Annotated in this window: 19 protein-coding genes, 1 tRNA gene and 1 pseudogene; 15 read left to right on the top strand and 6 right to left on the bottom strand. The window is 52.6% G+C overall.

Annotated elements, in window-relative coordinates; genetic code table 11:
• Nucleotides 1–2: 2 nt before the first annotated feature.
• Nucleotides 3–974 carry an HD-GYP domain-containing protein gene (locus tag XM1_RS21475; RefSeq protein ID WP_068437078.1) on the bottom strand — a complete coding sequence of 324 codons (972 nt, stop codon included), beginning with the start codon at nt 972–974 and terminating at the stop codon, nt 3–5.
• A 155-nt stretch (nt 975–1,129) separates the two neighbouring features.
• On the opposite strand from XM1_RS21475, the gene XM1_RS21470 reads away from it, so the two are divergent.
• Together XM1_RS21470 and XM1_RS21465 are read left to right on the top strand one after the other, a co-directional pair.
• Nucleotides 1,130–3,565 (top strand): bacteriohemerythrin, encoded by a 2,436-nt coding sequence (locus XM1_RS21470; protein WP_068437076.1) that lies wholly within the window; start codon nt 1,130–1,132, stop codon nt 3,563–3,565.
• Between the two features lie 79 nt (nt 3,566–3,644).
• Complete coding sequence (locus XM1_RS21465; RefSeq protein ID WP_231920618.1) at nt 3,645–3,890, top strand: STAS domain-containing protein; 246 nt, start codon at nt 3,645–3,647, stop codon at nt 3,888–3,890.
• 84 nt (nt 3,891–3,974) lie between these two features.
• Here XM1_RS21465 and XM1_RS23695 read toward each other — a convergent pair.
• Nucleotides 3,975–4,226, bottom strand: a pseudogene (locus tag XM1_RS23695) (transposase); the annotation flags it as partial.
• Between the two features lie 30 nt (nt 4,227–4,256).
• On the opposite strand from XM1_RS23695, the gene XM1_RS21460 reads away from it, so the two are divergent.
• Nucleotides 4,257–4,676 carry a bacteriohemerythrin gene (locus XM1_RS21460; RefSeq protein WP_068437072.1) on the top strand — a complete coding sequence of 140 codons (420 nt, stop codon included), beginning with the start codon at nt 4,257–4,259 and terminating at the stop codon, nt 4,674–4,676.
• Nucleotides 4,677–4,818: 142 nt separating this feature from the next.
• On the opposite strand, the gene XM1_RS21455 is transcribed toward XM1_RS21460, so the two are convergent.
• On the bottom strand, nt 4,819–5,220 hold the full coding sequence (locus tag XM1_RS21455) for a hypothetical protein (protein WP_156428830.1): 402 nt from the start codon (nt 5,218–5,220) through the stop codon (nt 4,819–4,821).
• Nucleotides 5,221–5,258: 38 nt separating this feature from the next.
• On the opposite strand from XM1_RS21455, the gene XM1_RS21450 reads away from it, so the two are divergent.
• Together XM1_RS21450 and XM1_RS21445 are read left to right on the top strand one after the other, a co-directional pair.
• Complete coding sequence (locus tag XM1_RS21450) at nt 5,259–5,486, top strand: hypothetical protein (protein ID WP_068437068.1); 228 nt, start codon at nt 5,259–5,261, stop codon at nt 5,484–5,486.
• A 331-nt stretch (nt 5,487–5,817) separates the two neighbouring features.
• Nucleotides 5,818–6,564, top strand: coding sequence for a hypothetical protein (locus tag XM1_RS21445; RefSeq protein WP_068437067.1), 747 nt, complete (start codon nt 5,818–5,820; stop codon nt 6,562–6,564).
• 155 nt (nt 6,565–6,719) lie between these two features.
• Here XM1_RS21445 and XM1_RS24370 read toward each other — a convergent pair whose 3' ends face one another.
• Nucleotides 6,720–6,896, bottom strand: a complete 177-nt coding sequence (locus XM1_RS24370) for a hypothetical protein (RefSeq protein ID WP_156428829.1) — start codon at nt 6,894–6,896, stop codon at nt 6,720–6,722.
• 372 nt (nt 6,897–7,268) lie between these two features.
• Between XM1_RS24370 and XM1_RS21435 the strand changes: the two genes are divergently transcribed.
• From XM1_RS21435 to XM1_RS21415, 8 genes are all read left to right on the top strand, one after another.
• Entirely contained in the window at nt 7,269–7,856 is a 588-nt protein-coding gene (locus tag XM1_RS21435; RefSeq protein ID WP_068437062.1) for a recombinase family protein, read from the top strand.
• A 637-nt stretch (nt 7,857–8,493) separates the two neighbouring features.
• Nucleotides 8,494–10,176, top strand: coding sequence for a methyl-accepting chemotaxis protein (locus tag XM1_RS23690; RefSeq protein WP_082700655.1), 1,683 nt, complete (start codon nt 8,494–8,496; stop codon nt 10,174–10,176).
• 316 nt (nt 10,177–10,492) lie between these two features.
• Nucleotides 10,493–13,921 (top strand): ATP-binding protein, encoded by a 3,429-nt coding sequence (locus tag XM1_RS21425; protein ID WP_172821956.1) that lies wholly within the window; start codon nt 10,493–10,495, stop codon nt 13,919–13,921.
• A gap of 5 nt (nt 13,922–13,926) precedes the next feature.
• Entirely contained in the window at nt 13,927–15,078 is a 1,152-nt protein-coding gene (locus tag XM1_RS23685) for an ATP-binding protein (RefSeq protein WP_082700653.1), read from the top strand.
• Nucleotides 15,079–15,088: 10 nt separating this feature from the next.
• Nucleotides 15,089–15,484, top strand: coding sequence for a response regulator (locus XM1_RS21420; protein WP_172821944.1), 396 nt, complete (start codon nt 15,089–15,091; stop codon nt 15,482–15,484).
• A 972-nt stretch (nt 15,485–16,456) separates the two neighbouring features.
• A complete protein-coding gene (locus tag XM1_RS24365; RefSeq protein ID WP_156428827.1) occupies nt 16,457–16,786 on the top strand; it encodes a hypothetical protein in 330 nt (109 codons plus the stop codon).
• 9 nt (nt 16,787–16,795) lie between these two features.
• Nucleotides 16,796–17,626, top strand: a complete 831-nt coding sequence (locus XM1_RS24360) for a hypothetical protein (RefSeq protein ID WP_156428826.1) — start codon at nt 16,796–16,798, stop codon at nt 17,624–17,626.
• Between the two features lie 36 nt (nt 17,627–17,662).
• Nucleotides 17,663–18,091, top strand: a complete 429-nt coding sequence (locus XM1_RS21415) for a MucR family transcriptional regulator (RefSeq protein ID WP_068437058.1) — start codon at nt 17,663–17,665, stop codon at nt 18,089–18,091.
• 110 nt (nt 18,092–18,201) lie between these two features.
• Here XM1_RS21415 and XM1_RS24355 read toward each other — a convergent pair whose 3' ends face one another.
• On the bottom strand, nt 18,202–18,822 hold the full coding sequence (locus XM1_RS24355) for a hypothetical protein (protein WP_156428825.1): 621 nt from the start codon (nt 18,820–18,822) through the stop codon (nt 18,202–18,204).
• A gap of 643 nt (nt 18,823–19,465) precedes the next feature.
• Between XM1_RS24355 and XM1_RS21410 the strand changes: the two genes are divergently transcribed.
• On the top strand, nt 19,466–19,699 hold the full coding sequence (locus tag XM1_RS21410) for a hypothetical protein (protein WP_068437056.1): 234 nt from the start codon (nt 19,466–19,468) through the stop codon (nt 19,697–19,699).
• A gap of 245 nt (nt 19,700–19,944) precedes the next feature.
• Nucleotides 19,945–20,127 carry a helix-turn-helix domain-containing protein gene (locus XM1_RS25330; protein WP_082700652.1) on the top strand — a complete coding sequence of 61 codons (183 nt, stop codon included), beginning with the start codon at nt 19,945–19,947 and terminating at the stop codon, nt 20,125–20,127.
• 144 nt (nt 20,128–20,271) lie between these two features.
• On the opposite strand, the gene XM1_RS21405 is transcribed toward XM1_RS25330, so the two are convergent.
• Nucleotides 20,272–20,358, bottom strand: a tRNA-Leu gene (locus tag XM1_RS21405).
• Nucleotides 20,359–20,421: the final 63 nt, after the last annotated feature.

Here is a 20,421-nt window from a genome sequence, read left to right as displayed (position 1 = left end):
GCTCACTCTCCTGTCAGAAGGGTGAATGTGTCGTCAAATTTCTTCTGTATCTGTCGGAATGCCGCCAATACATGGGGGTCGAAGTGATCTGGCGATGTCCGCTCGTCCCCTTCCAGCAGAACTCTTGCCGCGTCTTGGTGTGAGAGGCCGGCTTTATAGGGGCGTTCCGAACGAAGTGCGTCATAGACATCGCAGAGACTGACGATCCGGGCCTCCAGCGGAATGGCGGCGCCGTGCAGTCCGAAGGGATAGCCGCCACCGCTCCAGCGCTCATGATGATGGCGGGCAATATTCGCTGCACAGGCAAGGACCGGCGATGTGGCCGCCGATAGAATCTGATGCCCGGCAATGGTGTGGTGTTCCATCTGGGCTCGTTCCTCGATCGTCAGGGGGGACGGCTTAAATAGGATGCTGTCCGGAATACCGATTTTTCCAATGTCGTGCAGTGACGCCGCCAGTTCAATGATACGGCAACGTTGATGCGACCACCCTATGGTCCGGGCAAGCAAGCCGGCATAGCGCCCCAGTCGCCGATTATGCTGACCTGTTTCGTTGTCCTTGTGTTCGGCAGCTACAGCCAGACACTCGAACAGACTGTCCAACTCCGTGGAGGGTGGAGGTTGTCTGGTCATCGACATTCTTGGCAGAAGCGACGCCAAGGTGCCCGACGGGTCTTCATGGGCGGAACCGGCGGAGGGCATTACAACCACGTCTATTTTTCTTCCCAAGGCGGCGGTGGCCATGGCGGCCAGACGTTCACCGCCTCCTCCCGGCAAGGATCTGGCGGAAATAACAGCGGTGATGATGGGGTCGGCCCACAGGGCGGCCATGGCCTCCTGCACGGTGGACACCTCGATGACCGTCAGTCCGTGCCCCCGGATGACTTCGGCTGCAAGCGGGCTGCCCGCGACGAGAACGGTGGACCTCAACGACGGGCCGATATCATCGGTCGCAGGGATTTTCACAGCTCCCATCACATCCTCCTGAGCCCGGCGCACCCTATCCGTTCGCATTAGAACAGACCATTGTTAGGGGAATGTTAGGCTTAGGCATGGATAGCAAATATTACCCAAACATATCGTCGGTATGGTGTGGGGAGGACGATCTTCACGTTTTCCCGGAGGTTCCCATGCTGATCCAGTGGAAAGCCATCTACGAAACAGGCGTCGATTTCGTGGACAGCGATCACCGCAAGCTCGCCGACATGATCAATGGACTGGAAGGAGCCTTAGCCGATGGTCGGCTGACTGAGGTTCCCGAGACCATGGGCCAGTTGGGCCACTACTTTGACCAGCATTGCGCCCGCGAGGAAGCGGCGATGCGCAAGATCCACTTCGCCGGCCTGGAGGAGCACGCCCAGGAACACCGCAAGGTCAAGGAGCGTATCGCCCAACTGACCGAACGGGTGCGAAAGGACACATCCGGTCCGGTGGTCGAGGCGGTGGTGGCTTTCCTGGCCCGCTGGTTCTTCGACCATGTGGTTGGCCAGGATCTCCAGCTCAAGGGAGCCTACCATACTGGCGGACTGGCCAAGTCACAGACAAAACTCGGATTTGTCGCGCGGCTGGACCTGTTTCTTGCCCGGTTCAAGGTACGGACCCGTATCCTGACCGCCGCCCTGATCCCCACCGTGCTGGCCATCGCCGTTACTGGTCTTCTGATCAGCGAAAAATATGGTCTCTTGAAAGAGATGGAGAAGGTTCAGGCGCTGGCGGCGCACGCTATCAATGTCGGCAATCTGATCCACGACATCCAGAGCGAACGCGGCATTACGGCCCTGACTCTTTCGGGCGACAACGCGGCCAGGGCTGAACTTCCCGCCCAGCGTGACAAGGTCGATCGTCAACGCCAGATGATCTCCGCGTCTCCCATGGGAGTTGCCACAGCCGCCGGAATGGCCGATATAGAGCGTCTGCGTGCCGCCGCCGGCAACCATTCCATGACCACGCCGGAAATCGTGGACGGCTACACATCCATTATTGTCAAGCAATTGAACGGCCTAGGCGAGATCGCCCTCGGCCTTGACAGCGCGCGGGTCACCAACCGCCTGACCGCCTATCTCAGCCTAGCCCAGGGTAAGGAGCGGGCCGGACAGGAGAGGGCCGTCGGGGCCGCCGGTTTCGCCGAGAGCTTCTCTGACTGGCGCTATGTCCGCTTCATCCAGCGGGCCGCCCAGGAGAGAGCCTATTTCAACACCTACCTTTCCTTCACCTCTCCGGATCGTCAGAAGGCGTTCCGTGACGTGATCGAAGGACCCGCCATGAAGGAATTCGAGGATATTCGCACCACCGCCCGGCTAGAACTGCCGGCCGGTGTGGTTGATCCCAAGAAGTGGTTCATCGCGGCGTCCAAGCGCCTTGACGCGCTGAAGGCATTGGAAGACGAAGCTGCAGGTGACCTGAAGGGCGCGGCCGATCAGATCGGTGATGCCGCCAAGCGGGCCCTGGTCGCCATCTCCACCTTAATGGGGATTTTGATTATCCTGGCGCTACTGCTCACCGCCGTGATCGTGCGTAGCGTCGTAAACCCCTTCCTCTCCCTGGCCGAGACAATCCGCCGCATCGGCGACGGGGAGAAGGATACCCTGGTCCTGGGGACCGACCGCAAGGATGAGATCGGCGATATGGCGCGGACTGTCATGGCGTTCCGCTCGGCCCTGCTTACCAATGATTCCATGCAGGCTGAACAGGCACTGGAGCGGGCCTTCAACGAAACCCGCATCCGCCGCCGTGAGGACCTGACAAGGAATTTTGATCAGAAGGTATCCCAGTTCGTCGGGGTACTGGCTTCATCTTCGACCGAATTGGTGGCCACCGCCCACGAAATGACCCGCGTGGCCGGCGATACCACTGAGCGGTCCTCCACCGTGGCCGCAGCTTCCGAGCAGACCAGTGCCAACATCCAGACTGTGGCGGCTGCCGTTGAGGAACTGGCGGCGTCGGTGGGCGAGATCACTCGTCAGGTTAGCCACTCCGCCCACATGTCGGCTGACGCGGTGAGCGAGGCCGATAAAACCGATATGACCGTTGCCGGCTTGGCCGAAGCCGCCCAGAAGATCGGCGAGATCGTCAACCTGATCAACGATATCGCCAGCCAGACCAATCTTCTGGCGCTCAACGCTACCATCGAGGCGGCAAGGGCGGGCGAGGCAGGCAAGGGCTTCGCCGTCGTCGCCAACGAAGTCAAGCATCTGGCCACCCAGACCGCCAAGGCCACTAGCGAAATCGGCGACCAGATCAAGGCGATCCAGGAAGCCACGCGGGAATCGGTTGAGGCCATCCGCCATATCGGCGGCACCATACGCGACATCAATGGCATCTCCACCGCCATCGCCAGCGCGGTCGAGCAGCAAAGCGCCGCGACCTCGGAAATCAGTCGCAACGTCCAGCAGGCGGCTAAGGCGGTGGATGACGTCAATGACAACATCGTCACCGTCTCGGAAGGCGCCAATCAGACGGGTGCTGCCGCCACCCAGGTTCTCCAGGCTGCCGGTGACGTGTCCCAGCGTTCCGAGATGATCCGGGCCGAGGTGGAAGGGTTCCTGTCGGAAATCCGCGCCGCCTGATGATCTGGCAATTGAGCCATGGCAGGACGTTTCCGCCATGGCTCGTCCTTTGATAGGGGTTAATTCTATGAGGGTTTCGATGAGGCACGCCGATTGCTCGTTGATCGTCGCCCTGGACGGGAGACTGGACTATACCGCCTGGAATCTGATGTCAGGGCTGATCGATGACCTGCGGCAGATCGCTTCCGACCGTGTTGTCTTCGATGTCAGCAAGGTATCAACGGTGGATTGCGTTGGGCTGGGCATGCTGTGCCTGGCCCGCGACGCACTCGGAACGACTCTGGCGCTTCGGGGGGCAAGTGGCCCCTTTCTCCTTGCGGCCTAATCACGCCAAATGGTGCAGATGGTGGCAACGGACGTCAGATTGAGTTGTATCGACGGGCATGGTGAATTGAGGGCCAGTGGCGGCGTATTCGAAGTCGGGATCGTCAGACATGGCCTCGAATATCCGCCACCAGACCCGTTTCTGGCTCCATCGGCTGAAGCGTCAGAAAACGCTGTTCCACTCGCCAAAGGCTTCGGGCAAATCCCGCCAGGGCGACCCAGTCCGCACGATCCACAGCGCACCTTCGACAAACATCCGGTTGTCGCGCCCGGTCGAGCTCTTCTGATCCGGCCGACCAATAATCAGGCCGGCTAAAGACAGCCAAGCCTGATCCAGCTTGATCTCTTTTAGCTTGAGGTTGTTACCATGCCGATCACATGGCGAGAGCAGATGAGTGTTGGCATAGAGGAGGTGGACAACGACCACCGCCGACTGATCGATATTATTAACGATTTTGAGAATTCAGCCCAACGAGGCGGTGGGCAAGTGCCGGATGAGAATATGCGCTCGACCTTGCGGCGATTGCAGCAATACGCCCGAGATCACTTTGCCCGCGAAGAGAAAATGCAGGGTAAGGCTCAATATGCCGGGATGGCAGAAAATCGAATTCAGCACGTCTTGCTGCTGGACAGCCTCAATGACTTCATCGTGAGATTTGGCGAAGGAAAGCTGGGGCCCGGCAAGGTGGCTACCGACAAGATGACCGAATTTCTTCGTCGCTGGTTGGTTGATCATATCTTGAAGGTCGATCTAAAAATGAAGGGCCAGATCAAACTCTCAGGATAAGGGGCCGATCTCTGGATTCCAAAATGGCCTAAACCTCCTCTTTGGAACCCAAAAATACGCACCCACAACAAAATATAGTAAAAAAGTGCTGACTAAAACGTGGAGCGGGTGACCAGACTGGATACCAATTTCAATTGGCCCGTCAATAGGCTGTTGAAGTTGGAACCGTGAAATCCCCTATGGCCGTCCGACCGGAGATCGGATCCACCATCACCACCCGTTTAATCTCGACGTTCCGTTGGCGTAGGCGGCCAAGCAGATGGCCCGCCTGGACGACGATTTCTGAATTGATGAATTTCGCGCAGACTGGCCCGAAGCCGTCGCGAAGCGGGAGATAGATAACCGCGCTTCCGCGGAACTTTACTCCCTGGAACTTCCCGTCACCGTCGCCGGTCAACTGAAACACTGCGTCCTCAATCTTCTTTCCGCCGACGGTAATGATTGGATCCGTGTCCGGACCGTCGATCTTTTTGACGCATCCGGAGGCGTGGAAATAGATGACGAACGCTCCATATGTGTGTGGATGTAAATCTTTTGCTCTCATGATAAATATTTATACAAAACATAAACGCAGGAGACACAATGAGACTTAATGACTTTGATGGTTCTTATGATGACTTCATCCCTCCTTCGGAGGGTATAGATGTTGGCAATGCCAATGATCAGCACCCAACTTTGATGTACGACGTCAACAAGGCATTTGACGCGATGCGCCAGTGCCTGGCGCGGGTCGAACGATTGATCGACCAAACGGAGCAGAAGCTGGCCGATTCGCAACTTTCCGTCGGAATCAGGGTTGTCGAGCGGTAGATGGCATATCGCCAGCCCGGCTGGAAAGACCCAGGCGGGTTATTTCTAGTTGTTGTCGATGCTGCTCAGAGATGTATGTGCCAAAGATCACGTATTATCCACCGCAGTCATGTATATCACTCCCAGAGTGCGACCAGGAATGGAGATATGCATTATGGAATTATCGCATCATGCCCCCCATCAACCACAGAAACAACATGTTTCTTACCCATACTAATCTTTGATAACCGAAGATTGTTACTACAATTACTGTGATTTTGGAAAATTGACGCGTTTGTGGTGGCGGCGTTATCACCGATACAGGCTTCAAAATCTGGATCGGGATACGGCTATGGCCAAGAGCACCAAGAAAGAGACATCAGAAAAGATCTTCGGACTGATGTTTTCCGCCAATGAATATGAACATGCCGAAGCATCACGTAAATTGGTTGAACACTTTCAGCGGAATAACGTGCATCCGGACGACGTCCACCTGAACGTCTATGGCGACGAAGACGATTTTGTCGCCAGCATGATGAATATGAAGGACCAGGAGATCGACGGGTACCTGGCGGATATAGAGGCGTATCTCGAGGAGATCGCCTGCCTCCGAGATGAGGTTAAAGACCTCAAGGCGGCGGCGGCAGCCACGGATCGTCAGATCGCCAAGCAGCAGGCCGAGATGGTCAAGCAAAAGGCCGAAATCACTGGGTTGCGGAGCGAAGTCGATAGCCTATCTGCAAAGCGGCCGACGCCAATGGGCTCCGCCATGGACGCCAATGAAAGGGCAGAGTTGGAGGCCTATAGAAGCGAAGACGGCGTCAACACGGCTGCCGTCAAACGGGAATTGCGGGGATGTATGAAGATCTGTTCCGGTTGGAAAGCTTCTCTGTGGAATCTGTTGAACCATCGAGGCTTGCCGCGATCAAAGGGAACGGTTTATGGATGGTTGGCGGGCCGCACCAAGATGCCGCCGCTGGTTCTCGACATCATTCGGGCTGAAGCCCGACGTCTGGCTGGGTTGGGGATTGTCCTCGGGTCGGCCGAATGGTGGCAGGGGGAGCTAACCGATTCGGAGCCCAATCTGAAGGCGGCCTGATTGGTCACATTTTCACAACGGCGATCACGAAGGCGATTCCCACGAACAGAACCATCAGTGCCAGCCGATTTCGGCGGGCGCGCTGCTGCTGAATGCGGGATGGCCTGGGTCGCAAGATCGTCATGGGTCCATGTTCGAGCAGCCATAGCTCGGCGTCAATCCGAGTGGCCAAGGCCATCGGATTTTGATTGTTCCTGGATCTCGATCCAGATTTCCGATCGCATTCTGGTGATCTCGTCGAGCCCACCTCGGAGGGCATCGATTTCCTCCTGGTCCATGGTCGCTACAATTTCCTCCTCGGTCGCCTTGGCTATCTTTTCCAGCTGCAACATGAATGTGACCAGGGCTGCGGGCGTAGGCTGACGACCCCTGGACAGAGTCGAGCTGCACCATGACGCCTGTCGGCTAAATAGTCGGCTAAACGACCTCTGGTCAGAGACAACCCCCAGGTCGCGGCATTCGTTGTAAAGGCTTCGTAAATCCCGCATCACATTCCTCCTTGGCTGTGTGTGCAGGTATTTATCTATTGACGCCACTGACGAATGCCGCAGAACAGCGGCATCGCAAAAACGTTCGTTTGTGAGAAAATATTTGTGTCGTGGTCTTTTGCGTGATTAACGGAGGTGTTATTATATCAAAACTGTCTCTCAAAACATGCATCTCAATTCGTCGGTAATTGAATGAGTATTGAGAAGGAGGGGGGGATGTTTGTCGGTTACGCCAGAGTTTCGACCCAGGACCAGTCGCCGCAACTGCAACTCGACGCCCTTGGTGGTGCCGGTTGTGAGCGGATTTTTTCCGAACATGCCTCCGGCGCCCGCGCCGATCGCCCCGAGTTGAAGGCCGCCTTGGACTTCGCTCGCAACGGCGACACGGTGGTGGTGTGGAAGCTGGATCGGTTGGCTCGATCGACCCGGCAGTTGATCGAGACTGTCGATATGCTCGACGGGCGTGGGATCGGTTTACGGTCTTTGACCGAAGCGATCGACACCACCACCGCCGGGGGGAAATTGATCTTCCACGTTTTTGCGGCGCTCGGGGAGTTCGAGAGAAGTTTGATCATCGAGCGGACCAAGGCCGGATTGGAGGCGGCCCGCAAGATAGGCAGAGTTGGTGGTCGGCCTCGCTCCCTGTCTGATCAGGATGTGGTGGCGGCGCGAGCCATGTTGGCTTCCCCGGTGATTACTGTTGAGGAGGTGGCCCGGCGCCTCAATGTTTCGACGGCCACTTTGTATCGCCACCTGCCTGGTGGGCGTGGTGGTGGTGGCCTGGATCTTCGACCTGCGGGCTGATGTGGTGGTGGCTGTGCTCGCGGATTAGGCTGGTGCCCAGGGAGCCGGTTAAGGCCACACTAAGTAAATGGCCAATCCATTTACTTAGTGATTACTAAGTGCAAGCTGTTGATTTATAATGATAATTTCGAATTTAGTAACTAAGTAAACTAAGTAAGAGAAAAACCATTTATAGAAATGAAAAATATTATTTTCTGTTTTATGCGGAGCTCTTGAATCTACCTACTTAGTTTACTTAGTAGCCATGGAGTTCCGCGAAAATGGCGGAATTGCTGGGGTTTGCGGAGCATCCAACTAAGTAAGAGCTCCGCCACCACGTCAGTTATACCGAGGCGGGTCATCTGGGGTGGCGATTCGTGGTCGTCGCATCCTGAGGCGTTCGCCTTAACCGCCTGATGGCCAAGAGCTTCGCATCTGCTGGCTGTGACCGGCGCATGATTGCATCGTTTAGGGGATTGCCTTTTAACAAGGCTCCTGACCAGCAAGTCTGCTGAACCGACCAATTTGTCACATTTTGTATATCTCTAATGTATTAACCTCATCTCAATTGAGGTGTACGGTATTGCCTGATCCGTAATCGCGTTGCGACACGATCTTGTTGGTCGCAGCCGATCTGGCGTTCGCCTTGAGGTGTGGGATGCTGACCAATATAAAAATTCTAAACAAGATTCTTCTGGCGGTTGGTCTTCTGGCATTGGTAGCGGCTGGTGCTGCTCTTTTCGCTGGAATGGAGATCAGGGTCGTAGGTAAGGGATATAACGACTTAATAGATAATGACTCGAAGGGCTCCATAGCTCTTGCCCGAGCCAATCAGCGCACTGTTGCCCTTGGTTTTTATACATTTAAACTTGTTACTGAAAAAGACATGTCGAAGAAGGAGTCAATAACTAAAGAAATAGAAAAGGTAAGGGAAGAATTTTTTAAGTTCTCAAATACTGGGATTGAGAGCCTTCCTGCCCATAAGGATGCCTTGTTAGCGATACAAAGCCAGTATAGCTCTGCTTATGAAATATATAAAGGTATTGCCAAAATAAGCATGGCTGGAAGTACGGATGCGTCAATTGATATGACAGTCAATAAACTCGAGCCAGCCCTAACAGCATTGAGATCGTCTTTTTTTAGTATCAATAACAAAATTATTGATTCAACAGAGAGGCAGGCTGATAGACTGGAAGATGAGACGAAGACTATCATATTAACTGTTTATGCATCGATAGCAGCTGGCATAATTTTTGCCTTAATTGCTGCATATTTTATTGCACAGCGGGGAATTGTTTCACCGATTCTCAGCCTTTCTGGATCGATGGATCAACTGGCTGCCGACAACCTGACCGTAGATATTCCCGGAGTCGGACGAGGTGACGAGCTTGGTCGGATGGCTGCTGCCGTTCAGGTCTTCAAGCAGGCAGGGCTCGACAATAAGCGGCTTCGAGCGGAGCAGGAAGAAAGCAAGAAGCGAGCTGAGCTTGAGCAGAAAGCTGCCATGAGAGCCATGGCTGACAGCTTTGAAGCCAAGGTTGGGGGGGTGATCAACGCCGTCACTGCTGCCATCGTTCAACTCCAGGCGTCCTCGAAGCAGCTTGCCGCCACTGCGACCGAAACCAGTTCACAGGCAACCACGGTCGCTGGAGCTGCGGAAGAAGCCTCTAGCAACGTGGCAACGGTAGCCTCTGCTACTGAGGAACTCACTGCATCCAGCAACGAAATAGCCGGTCAGATGGAGCGTAGCCAAGTGGTTGCCTCCCAAGCTGATTCCGAAGCTCGACAAACCTCTCAACTTATCAACAATCTGGCTGAGAGCGTTGCCAGCATCGGTGCCATTGTAGGCTTGATCACCGACATCGCTTCGCAAACCAACCTGCTGGCGCTTAACGCCACTATCGAAGCTGCCCGTGCTGGAGATGCTGGTAAGGGCTTTGCCGTTGTTGCCAATGAGGTCAAGACCCTGGCAAATCAGACTGGCAAGGCAACGGATGAGATCACCGCCAAAATTTCCCAGATCCAATCCGGCACCCAAGAAGCGGTGAAGGCAATTGCTTCAATCACTCATGTGATCACCGAGATCAATTCCATTGGATCGACGGTTGCAGCTGCCGTCCAGGAACAGACTGCTGCCACGGGAGAAATCGCCCGAAACGTTGATCAAGCCTCGCTTGGTACTCAGGAGGTGTCTCGCAACATTGGCATGGTCGAGGGAGCGGCTCGGGAAACTGGCGGAGCTGCCGAGCAGATCAATGAGTCCGCATCCGAACTGGCTCTTCAAGCTAATAACCTTCAGAAAGAGGTTCAGACGTTCCTGAGAAGTGTCCGTACTGGGTGAGGCATGTTCGCAAGCGTCTCGGAAAAGCCGCCATTTGGCGGTTTTTTGTCAGCATCCGGTGAGCCCGATGAGCTCCGCAGGTGAAGGATACTTTGATCAGGCTGCCTGACTATCGGCGGCGTGTAGCCGGGGTCCCATGACCCAATGAGGCCAGATAATATCCATGAATTTGCCCCATCCCATTTGGGGGTAGTGGCACTGCGTGCTGGCACATTATAAGGAGCAGACGCCCTACATGTTAAGTGTCGAGCGATCCTCCTTATTTTCAGGCTACAGGCCAAAGCTTGGGCCAATACTAATTTATGGGAACGATGACGTGCTGTCCGGCCTTAAGATAAAACAACAAATTGCACTGATTCTGATTCTTCCAATCTTTGGCATTGCTGTCTATGCGATTCATGATTCGTTGCATCGGATTAGTTCAATACGATCTACTTTGAACTTTGAAAAATTTATCGACATCTCTAATCTCGTCACTGACACCATTCACGAGCTTCAACTAGAGCGTGGCCTCACTGTCGCTAAGGGATCACAAGATTTTCAGAATGCTAAGGTGCGGTTAGAGGATCAGCGGGAGAAGACTTCCTCTACAATCAAGGCGCTGCAATCGGCTGTCGATCGCAGCAAGCAAAGTCTTCTGTTCACAGACGATCTGAGCTCAAATTATGCCTTCATCGACGGTTTGTCCGCCGCCGTGGGCACCCTCCGAGACTTGTCGGAGGATACCCGCATCGACCACACCACGGCATTTGCCAATTATACCAACATCATTTCAGGACTCATGTCGTTGTCATCGATCGGCAGGATCTACGCGGCGGATGCGCAGTCTGCATTGGATTTGTCTGCTCTGTTCCTGATAGCCGATGTAACCGAGACACTTGGAAGGTCTCGGGGTACGGGGGTTAATGCCTTTTGGGGCAAGGGTAGTTCGGAAGAAAGGAGAAGAGATGCGCTGACACTGGCGCGCAAAGGGGAAGATGCCATTTCTGTGCTGGAGACATTCGCCAGACATCAGGGCATCAAGCCGCTCGCATCTCAGATGAAAAGCAGCGAGTTCAAGAGCCTGTCGGCCACCATAAATCAGATGACCGATCGTCTGAATAAAGACACAGGCTCTGTCAATGCAGATGAATGGATCAAGGCGACCTCCGAACGGATAGCCCTTCTGCGTGACGTCGAGACTATCCTTGAGAACGATCTGCGGTCGCATGCCGGGACGTTGATCAGGGACAACTTGATCTCCATCATACTTGACCTCACGGTCATGGGCATTTTAATCACCACTGCCGTCGTGATTGCGTTACGGCAATCCCTCTCTTTATCCAAGTCTCTTGCCACCATCAGCAGAGACATGCAGGCTTTAGCAAGTGGGAAACTTGATCAGAATATCACTGTTTCCAGTCACCCAAATGAGATCGGAGAAATTACGCGCAACATCGAGAAGTTCAGAGAAACACTGATACTCAACGCCGAGCTTTTTCAAGTTAATGAATATGTCGCCGAGAGGCATAAGAATGCGACCGAGATCCTGAACGCGGCAATCGATGCGATTGGTGAAGGGTTCGTAATCTATGATGATCAAGACAGATTGCTGATGTGCAACGAGAAGTACCGTGAGATTTATGCTGAATCAGCCGATCTGTTTCAGGCCGGGACGACGTTCGAGGAGATTATCCGGACCGGGGCCGAACGCGGCCAGTACGCTGAAGCGGAAGGACGCATCGATGAATGGGTGCAAGAGCGTCTTGATGCCCATCGACGTGGTGGAAAGCGCATCATCCAGAAACTTGGCAACGGAAGATACATTCGAATTGAAGAACGGATCACGCCGCAAAATTATATCGTCGGCGTTCGGGTGGACGTCACCGACCTTCAACTAGCGCGCCTTGATGCCGAAAAAGCAAACCAGTTCAAATCACATTTTCTCGCCAATATGAGCCACGAGTTACGAACTCCAATGAACGGGATATTGGGCATGGCACATCTCGCACTCAGCCAAGATCTGCCAAAGGATGTGCATAACCATATAGAGACCATAGAGCAGTCCACCAAGCGCCTGCTGGGCGTCGTAAACGACATTCTTGATTTCTCCAAAATCCAGGCGGGAGGACTTTCGATTGAGACGGAACCGTTCGATATCCGCACACTGATCCAAGATCAACTCGCACTGGTTAATCACGCTGCCGACGCCAAGGGGATCAATCTTGCCGTCGAAATTGACAATGACATCCCGCCGATTCTGATCGGCGACCCGTTCAGAATTGGCCAGATCGTCATGAACTATCTCGGCAACGCCATCAAGTTCACCGATACGGGCTCCGTCGTGGTCAAGGTTTCGCAGGCATCCGCCGGAGATGACGATCTGGCTCTAACTGTCTCGGTATCGGATACCGGCATCGGGTTGAGTGACGAACAGAAGGCCATGCTGTTTTCGCCGTTCGTCCAAGCGGAATCCTCTATATCCCGACGATATGGCGGCACTGGGCTAGGATTATCGATCTGCAAGGAATTGGCTGAGTTGATGGGAGGGTATGTCAGCGTTGAGAGCGCACTCGGCAAAGGCAGCACATTCCATTTCACTGTGAATCTCAGGCGTTCCGCCACTGGAGGTGGAAAACATGAGGAAAACCGCCCCAAGCGTTCTGGCGCCAAAAGTGCCCAGAACTACGAGATTCTGAGAGGGACGCGCCTGCTACTGGTGGAGGACAACGACGTTAATCAAAAGGTTGCGTTGGGCATCCTAGGTGCCGGCGGAATATCCGTCGACATCGCAGGCAATGGCGCTGAGGCCATTTCAAAAATTGAAGTGAACGATTACGAAATCATCCTGATGGATTTGCAGATGCCAGTCATGGATGGGCTGACTGCCACCAGGAAAATTCGCGAACACGAAAAGTATGCCGATCTTCCGATTATCGCCATGACCGCAAACGCCATGGCTGAGCATCGGGCTCAATGCATCGACGCGGGGATGAACGATTTCATCAGCAAGCCATTCAACCCAGCCGATTTATTCCGGACCATATGGAAGTGGGTAACGGGGGAGAGCGACGCCGAGATGTTTGGTGCGCTTAACTTCGATGACGGCGACATTCAGTTGCCGGGCCAGATTCCTGGCTTAGACATCCGTGCAGGTTTACGCCGGGTTGCAGGGATGAAGGGGCTTTACCTCAATACCCTTCGGAGCTTCGCTGAACAGCAAGGCGATTCAGTCTCTCGAATCCGCGTAGCCCTTAGTGAAGGCGACGTCAAAAGGGCTGAACGGGATGCCCATACCCTGAAGGGGCTCGCCGGGATCATTGATGCTTACGATGTGCAGAAACATGCCGAATACGTTGAAGCCGCTTTTTCCAACAGTGATGTAGAGGCTGGCTTGGCGCTACTGGACAAGTTAGATGCTGCACTTGCACCACTAATTGGGTCCATATTAGTGCACACAAGCAAAAATGTCAGAGCTAAAAATAACGAGCCTATTGATACTGATTGTTGCAGTGAAAACACTGCATTTCATACGGACATAAACCTCGACTCCGCCTTAGAAAAGGCATCAAAGCTGAAGCAGCTGATTTGTCAAGCTGACACCGGCGCCCTCGAAGCGATAGATGATCTGACAAGCATATTGGATGAATCTGATTTATTAGGCATGTGCGAAGAGCTTGACCGTTCTATTAAATGCTTTGATTTCAAGAAAGCAGAAAAAATAATTGATAACATTCTTGATAAAATTTTGCACACCAAGGATTGATCGATATGACCTTGGAAAAGCCGACGATACTCATTGTTGATGATGAGATTCAAAATATCAGAGTTCTATCTGAATTCCTCAAAAATGAATTTCGTATCATTGCAGCCACCAATGGAGAGGGGTCGCTTTTCCGAGCAAACGCGATACCGCAGCCTGATGCAATATTGCTCGATATTATGATGCCTGACATGGACGGCTATGAGGTTTGCCGGAGACTAAAGGCAGATAAAGCTACTACGAATATTCCTATTATTTTTATGTCCGCAATGGTCCAGTTAACTGATGAGATTAAGGGCCTGGAGCTTGGGGCTGTTGATTATATCACAAAGCCCTATTCACTCCCCATAGTTCGAAGTCGGCTACAGACCCATGTCCGACTCAAGCAAGCGCGGTTTGATGCGATACGGGCAGCCCGATTTGCAGCTGCGGGCCAGTTGGCAGCAGGCATTGCACACGAAATCAATACGCCCCTTCAATATATTGCTTCAAATATTATATATATTCAAAATGAGGTAAGTGAATTAATTAATGCGATTAAGGAAGGCAAATTAATAGACTTGCAAGCCGCCTGCGCGGAATCGGAGCTGCAAGAGGCAATCATTGATTTAAGGCGCGGTGTTTCCCGGATATCTGACATTGTTTTGGCAACAAAAGATTTTTGTTCGCAGAATGATGCTGAGATGCAATACGTAGACATAAACAATTTAATCAATAATGTTCTGTTGATTGGCGTCAGATTAATTGGAAATAATCATCACCTAGACGTGTGCCTTGATTCAGATCTGCCGCCAATTTCCTGCCACCCTGGTAGGATGAGTGAAGTTATTATGAGTTTGATTCAGAACGCCGTTCAGGCTGTTCTCCCGGAGCGTAATGGCGATATTCGTATCTTGACCAAGCGCCACGGAGACTGGGCAGAAATCCATGTCATGGACAACGGCGCAGGTATACCGCCAGAGATTCGAGACCATATTTTTGATCCATTTTTCACAACCCGCGATGTTGGATTCGGGCAGGGATTGGGTTTGGCTATTGTGTACGACACCATCACCAAACTGGGAGGGACCATCTCAGTGAAAGATGGCCCAGCAGAAGGTTCCGTTTTTACAATTAGGCTTCCAGTCGATGGCAGCCAGACAGAAACTCCAAATCCGTAAGGGATGGATTATGAGCAGCAACAAGAAATATGGCGTAGTGGTGGAAGATTCGCAGCCGATGCGACATCTGATCAAACTGGCATTAGAATCCCTTGGAATTAGTCACTGTATTGAGGCTGAGAATGGGGCAGAGGCTATTTCAGCGTTGAAGGCACATGGCGCAAACATTGTCATCATGGATTGGCAAATGGACGTAATGGACGGCATGGAGTGCACTCGCCAAATCCGTGCGGGCATTGATGGGGTCGATCCCAAGCTTCCTATCATTCTGCTCACAGCGATGGTCAGTGAGGAGGCGAAAGAGGCTGCTTACGCAGCAGGAGCGAATTTGTTCATGGGCAAGCCGTTCTCGCTTAAGCAGTTGAACATTGGCATCGCCAAGGTCATGGCAGAAGCATCTCGATAGGCTGGTCACCGACGGGATCCGGGCGTGGCCATGTGTGGTGTCATCTCCCTGATGCAGCTGCATTCTGTAGGCAAAGCTTCCCCTTCCGCTTGCCCGGTAAGACGATGCTTTAGTTATTGGAATCTAAAATCTGATCCCAAAAAACACGTCTTGCAACTTGCCTATATCGGATTCTGACAAGTCCCAGTTTACCTATTAAGTCCGCGTATAGCTTAGGTGCCTTTGATCTGCTATCTCTTTAAAAGATAACCCTGAGTGCCAATCTCAGTCCCGGTTCCACACTATGGCAGTGGAGGCCACTATTTCTCACCGTACACTTTGCCTAAGTTTTCCCTCAGATCGATAAAAACCATTCGGGGGATCGGAAGCTCTGTTTTTCACAGGTGAAGTTCTCCCGCAGACCATTCTGTTTATTATAAACGTCCAGAATCACGACGCCTTGTTATTGATTTGCCATCGCAGGCTAGGTGAGAATAAACAACATGCCACCTTATTTTGCTTTATCGATTCGGGCGACCATAACGTCATTAACCCTTCGACTTGCTGCGAACTCAACAAATCCGTCATCACGGATCGACATGGAACAGTTCGCAAACCCACCGTGTCTTTTGTATTTATACAAAATACCAAATACCCTCGCAAATGACAATTTATGTGATAGCCAGACCAGACGAATTGCTCATATTCATGTGTCTTTGTAGTGCTGTGTATTTGTTGATAGCCGACAGCATGATTAACGTCCAAGAGCAATACCTAAACTTCCATGGCGGACTGCGCCACCAGTAATCAATCTCAGGCGCGGCTGTTTTAGGTCATATTTGGCACCGCTGAATTGATAAATACTGAAAGGTGCCGCCCAATGGAATGGTGAGGCATCGCGATTACTTTTGTATACATGATGAAATGAATTAATGAAAAAAGTGCGGGGCGGGCATATCGTCAGTTCATGCCCAATCGCACAAGGAGATAATCATGAGTGTTACAAATGTAGTTGGAAACTATATGGCAAAGCTGTGCTCTGCTAATTACGCAATGGCGACGCTTGATTCAGAGCTATTTTCATTGGCCTCTCCGCCAATCTTTGAGGGGCTTGATGTTATTATTTTGCGACTTAGCAATGATGCTGCGGCCGAATTGCTTCGGTCGGTCCGTCGCCGCGGAGATGTCATCCGGCGGGCGTGCACCGGTCAGCGGTGGATGGGCGCCGTTGAGGATGTCTGTCTGATCACCGCTAATCCAGGGCGTAGAAGTGAATTGGCTGCGATTGGGAAGACAATTTCTGACAATATAATAAAGCTATAGGGTGATAAAATGAATGACTATGTGAGTTGGCGAAATATAAGTCATGATGTAGTGGGGCGTGTGCAGGAGAATTGCGGGTGTTTTATTAAAGATCTTGGTCGCATATTTATGCATGACGTGATTAATATGCAAGCTAGTGGAAGAGTGCTTCTGGCAATCCCACTGTATGAGGATGGGGGCGATAACTATCATCTTGTTTGCAATTTAATTACAAAGTTAAAAATATACGTCGGAATTGCACACGTTGAAAAATGGGAAATATTACGCCATTTATCAGGTCGCTTTGGCGTCGCGCCTACTTATTGCAAAGTATGGTGTGATTATTGGCTTTTGTCGTTTGAATCGAAACGTGATGCTGTACGATTCCGCCTAAAATACCCCGAGAGCGACTTAGAGCCATTCAAGCCGCATGGCATAATAGACCGCGCTAAGATGCGCAGCCGCGTTCAAAGTGCCGGAAGGGTCCGGCGTGGCCCAATTTATTCCGAGGAGGAGCAGGCGAGGCGGGACGCCGCGGATGGTGGACTTCGATTGGTTATGCTGAAAATATGGGGTGAAGTTAAAAAGTGGGCGACCGTGAATCGGCGCCATCATGCGTTAGACTTACGGCAGGCAGTAAGGAGTTACATTGAGACAAAAAATGCAGAGTTAATCGTGGCGGAGTTATCATGTTTTGCTAAGTCAGGGCATTATATCGATAATGTACTTCAAATATTGAGTGATGTTGGCATCAATGTTGCAGATCATGTTCGGGGGAAGATAGACGATGACAAGGTTAGTGCAAAGAAATCTCAGATGCTTATGGATATGATAAGGCAGGCGGTCGCAACGTCGTTATGACGCGGTAATTTGCTTGGCATCTCAAGGAGGAATGTAGTGGTTGATCAAAAGGTATCTTTTGCTGCTCGCATCGTGGCGGCCTATTTGCGAAATCACGAGATCCCCATCACCGATCTCCCTGAGCTCATCAAGGCTACCTACGCAGCTTTGGTCGGAGCCGAAGCGTCATCCCCGCTCGAAGCGGATCGTCCTATCCCGGCAGTACCTATCAAAAAGTCCATAACGCGCGATTTTGTCAGCTGCCTTGAGTGTGCCAAGAAGCAGAAGATGCTTAGGCGCCATTTGGCGACCGCGCATGGCCTCTCTGTCGAGGAATATCGGGCCAAATGGTCTTTACCAGCCGATTACCCCATGGCCGCCCCAAGCTACGCCAAAAAGCGCTCGGAGATGGCCATTAAGATTGGCCTTGGGCGGAAACCCAAGACGACTGTTGCGAAAAATGCTGCCGCCGACGCGGAGGAGTGAGAAGGCACCCCACACTTATCCTGCTTCAAGATGGGCCAAGCCAAATGGGTGACGGGCCGAGAGCATATCGGCGAAGGTGTTGGGTTCTGTCTAGATTTGGATAATGGACGCTACGAAGTCACATTACCCCCAGGATCCACCCCTCTATTTGAGCCGCTTGCGGACTTTTCGCGAGTAGTTCGAGTTGGTGAACCGAATTTACCTCGTGCATTTTCCCAGACCTGCCGTTTGCCGGTATCGCGCAGCAATTTGCTGATGGTGGGTGCGTCGAACGCGGCAAGGCCATCACTGGTGCCAACGCCGCGATCTTTCACGATCTGTTTCAGCGATTGCCAACGTCGTGGATCAGCGCGACGACGGCTGATCAGATCACCCACAGGGTCGTAGGCGGCCCCGACCAATTCTATTGCCTGATCTAATGTTGGTGTAATGGGCGGAATGTTAAATCCGGCGTGTTCCCGGTAAGTTAAGTCGATTTCATCGCAGTCAGCCTTATCCCGGCTGTTCCAAAGGATGCACTCTGATGTGATGTCAAGTACCAGGGCGGGCTTGTACCCCTTCTTATCCAGCGCGTTTGCAATCTGTTCGTTGGACAGCCACTCCCGGCGGGAATTAACTATTTCAACCATCGTTAGGACAACATGCTGCTTGAATAGCATTGCATGTGGGCGCTCTGCTTTTGCACCTTTTATTAAGCGAGCATGCAGTTCGAGATAGGATTGCATGAGCATGCGGCGATTCTGTGCCAACAAAACTGGATGTCCCGCCAAATCTATTGGGGGGATAAAGTCGTCAAGGCAACGTGTTGTGCAGAATATAATCTGCTCGTTCATAAGCAAAGGTCTAAGCGGAGCGATTTGTCTCAGCCGCTCAGCTATGTCAAGATCAGTGTCAATGATTAGCACAAATGGAAGCCAAATTACCCCCACGTAATTGCGATCATTTAGGGCGTTCATGACGAAGTTTATGATTGCATCATCGTCTGTGGAATTGAAAGACCGCCCCAGATGCAATCCGCAGCAATTTGTGATGTATCGGGCGCGGTCAAATTCAGCGTATTGCCAATCAGGGTCACGGATCGCAATCGCGGAATCTGGAAACATATGGCCTCTGTTGCAAAAGCTGCTCTCACATAGGATCGCTCGCTCCATCATTTAAGATGCTGACATCGCGGATCGGACAAATGAACCGCTGACATCTGGACCTGGAGCGACAATGACCACCAGCAGCATGGTAGCCGATCTTACCCTTCTCGTCCTGCGGAGCAATGTCAAGGCGTAGGGCGCTCACGGCTCAAGCTCACAACTCAATCAGAACTTAGTATTACAACCGCGTCGGGTGATTGCTGGCGCTAACAGAGGAGGCTTGTCTGCAATGGACTCCAATGACTTCGATAACGATTTTGGCCGCCAGTTTGCCCTGGTCGCCAATCACACCCCAGAACAGGTGTGTAATGTCGCCGCTGATCTAATGGTGTGGCCCCTTGCGATATACCGGGAAAGGCCATCCCAGGTTCGGTTTCGGCTCTACACATCAACGATTCTTGCCGATGGCGGCGAGGTCGATGACGGAGGTTTCGTCGTTGGCTCGTGGCCCCCCATCCCCTGATGCTCTCCCCGAACATAGCCAACGGATTTACATTGGCGACGGGATAACCCCAATTTCCCTGGAGGCTAAAGGGCAGTGATCGGTGGCAGCGCTATCACCACGATCTCGATGATAATGAACAGGGTCGTTCCTGTCGCTGTTGTCGCCCTGTTGCAGTGCGGTACGTGTGCGAAAAGTTCTCTTGGAATCTGATGGAAGCCCCGAATGGGGCTGCCACCTATTAGGACAGACAGTGGAGATGCAGAATGAAGCGATATCTGACGACCAAGGAAGTTGCCACCTTGGCTCGGTTGTCCACCAGGACCATTGAACGGCTCCGTGCCCTTGGGCGTGGACCGAAGTTTTTTCGGGTGGGTGGAAAGGGGGTGCGCTACGCGGAAATTGACGTTCACGCTTGGATCGAAAAGCATCCGGTTGAGCAGGGATGACGGTCCGCTCAAACAAAAGCCCCGCCATCCCGGCGGGGCTTTTTCGTTTCGGCCTGCAGCAGCTTAACTGACTCTTTGATGACTTCTGCTGCTTTCCTATCCGATCAACACGTTGAAAAAAAACAAGAAAAATACCTTGAAAATTGGTGCGGCCAAGAAGACTCGAACTTCCACGGGTGTTACCCCACAAGCACCTCAAGCTTGCGCGTCTACCAGTTCCGCCATGGCCGCGTTCTCCGGTAGCCTCGAAGGGCTTGCCAACGAGGAGAGAGGGGAATACCAAATCACCTCGGA

This window comes from Magnetospirillum sp. XM-1, assembly GCF_001511835.1.
In the GTDB taxonomy this organism is placed as follows: domain Bacteria; phylum Pseudomonadota; class Alphaproteobacteria; order Rhodospirillales; family Magnetospirillaceae; genus Phaeospirillum.
Note: the sequence above shows the minus strand (reverse complement) of the source record. Positions and strands in the feature narration are given on the sequence as shown.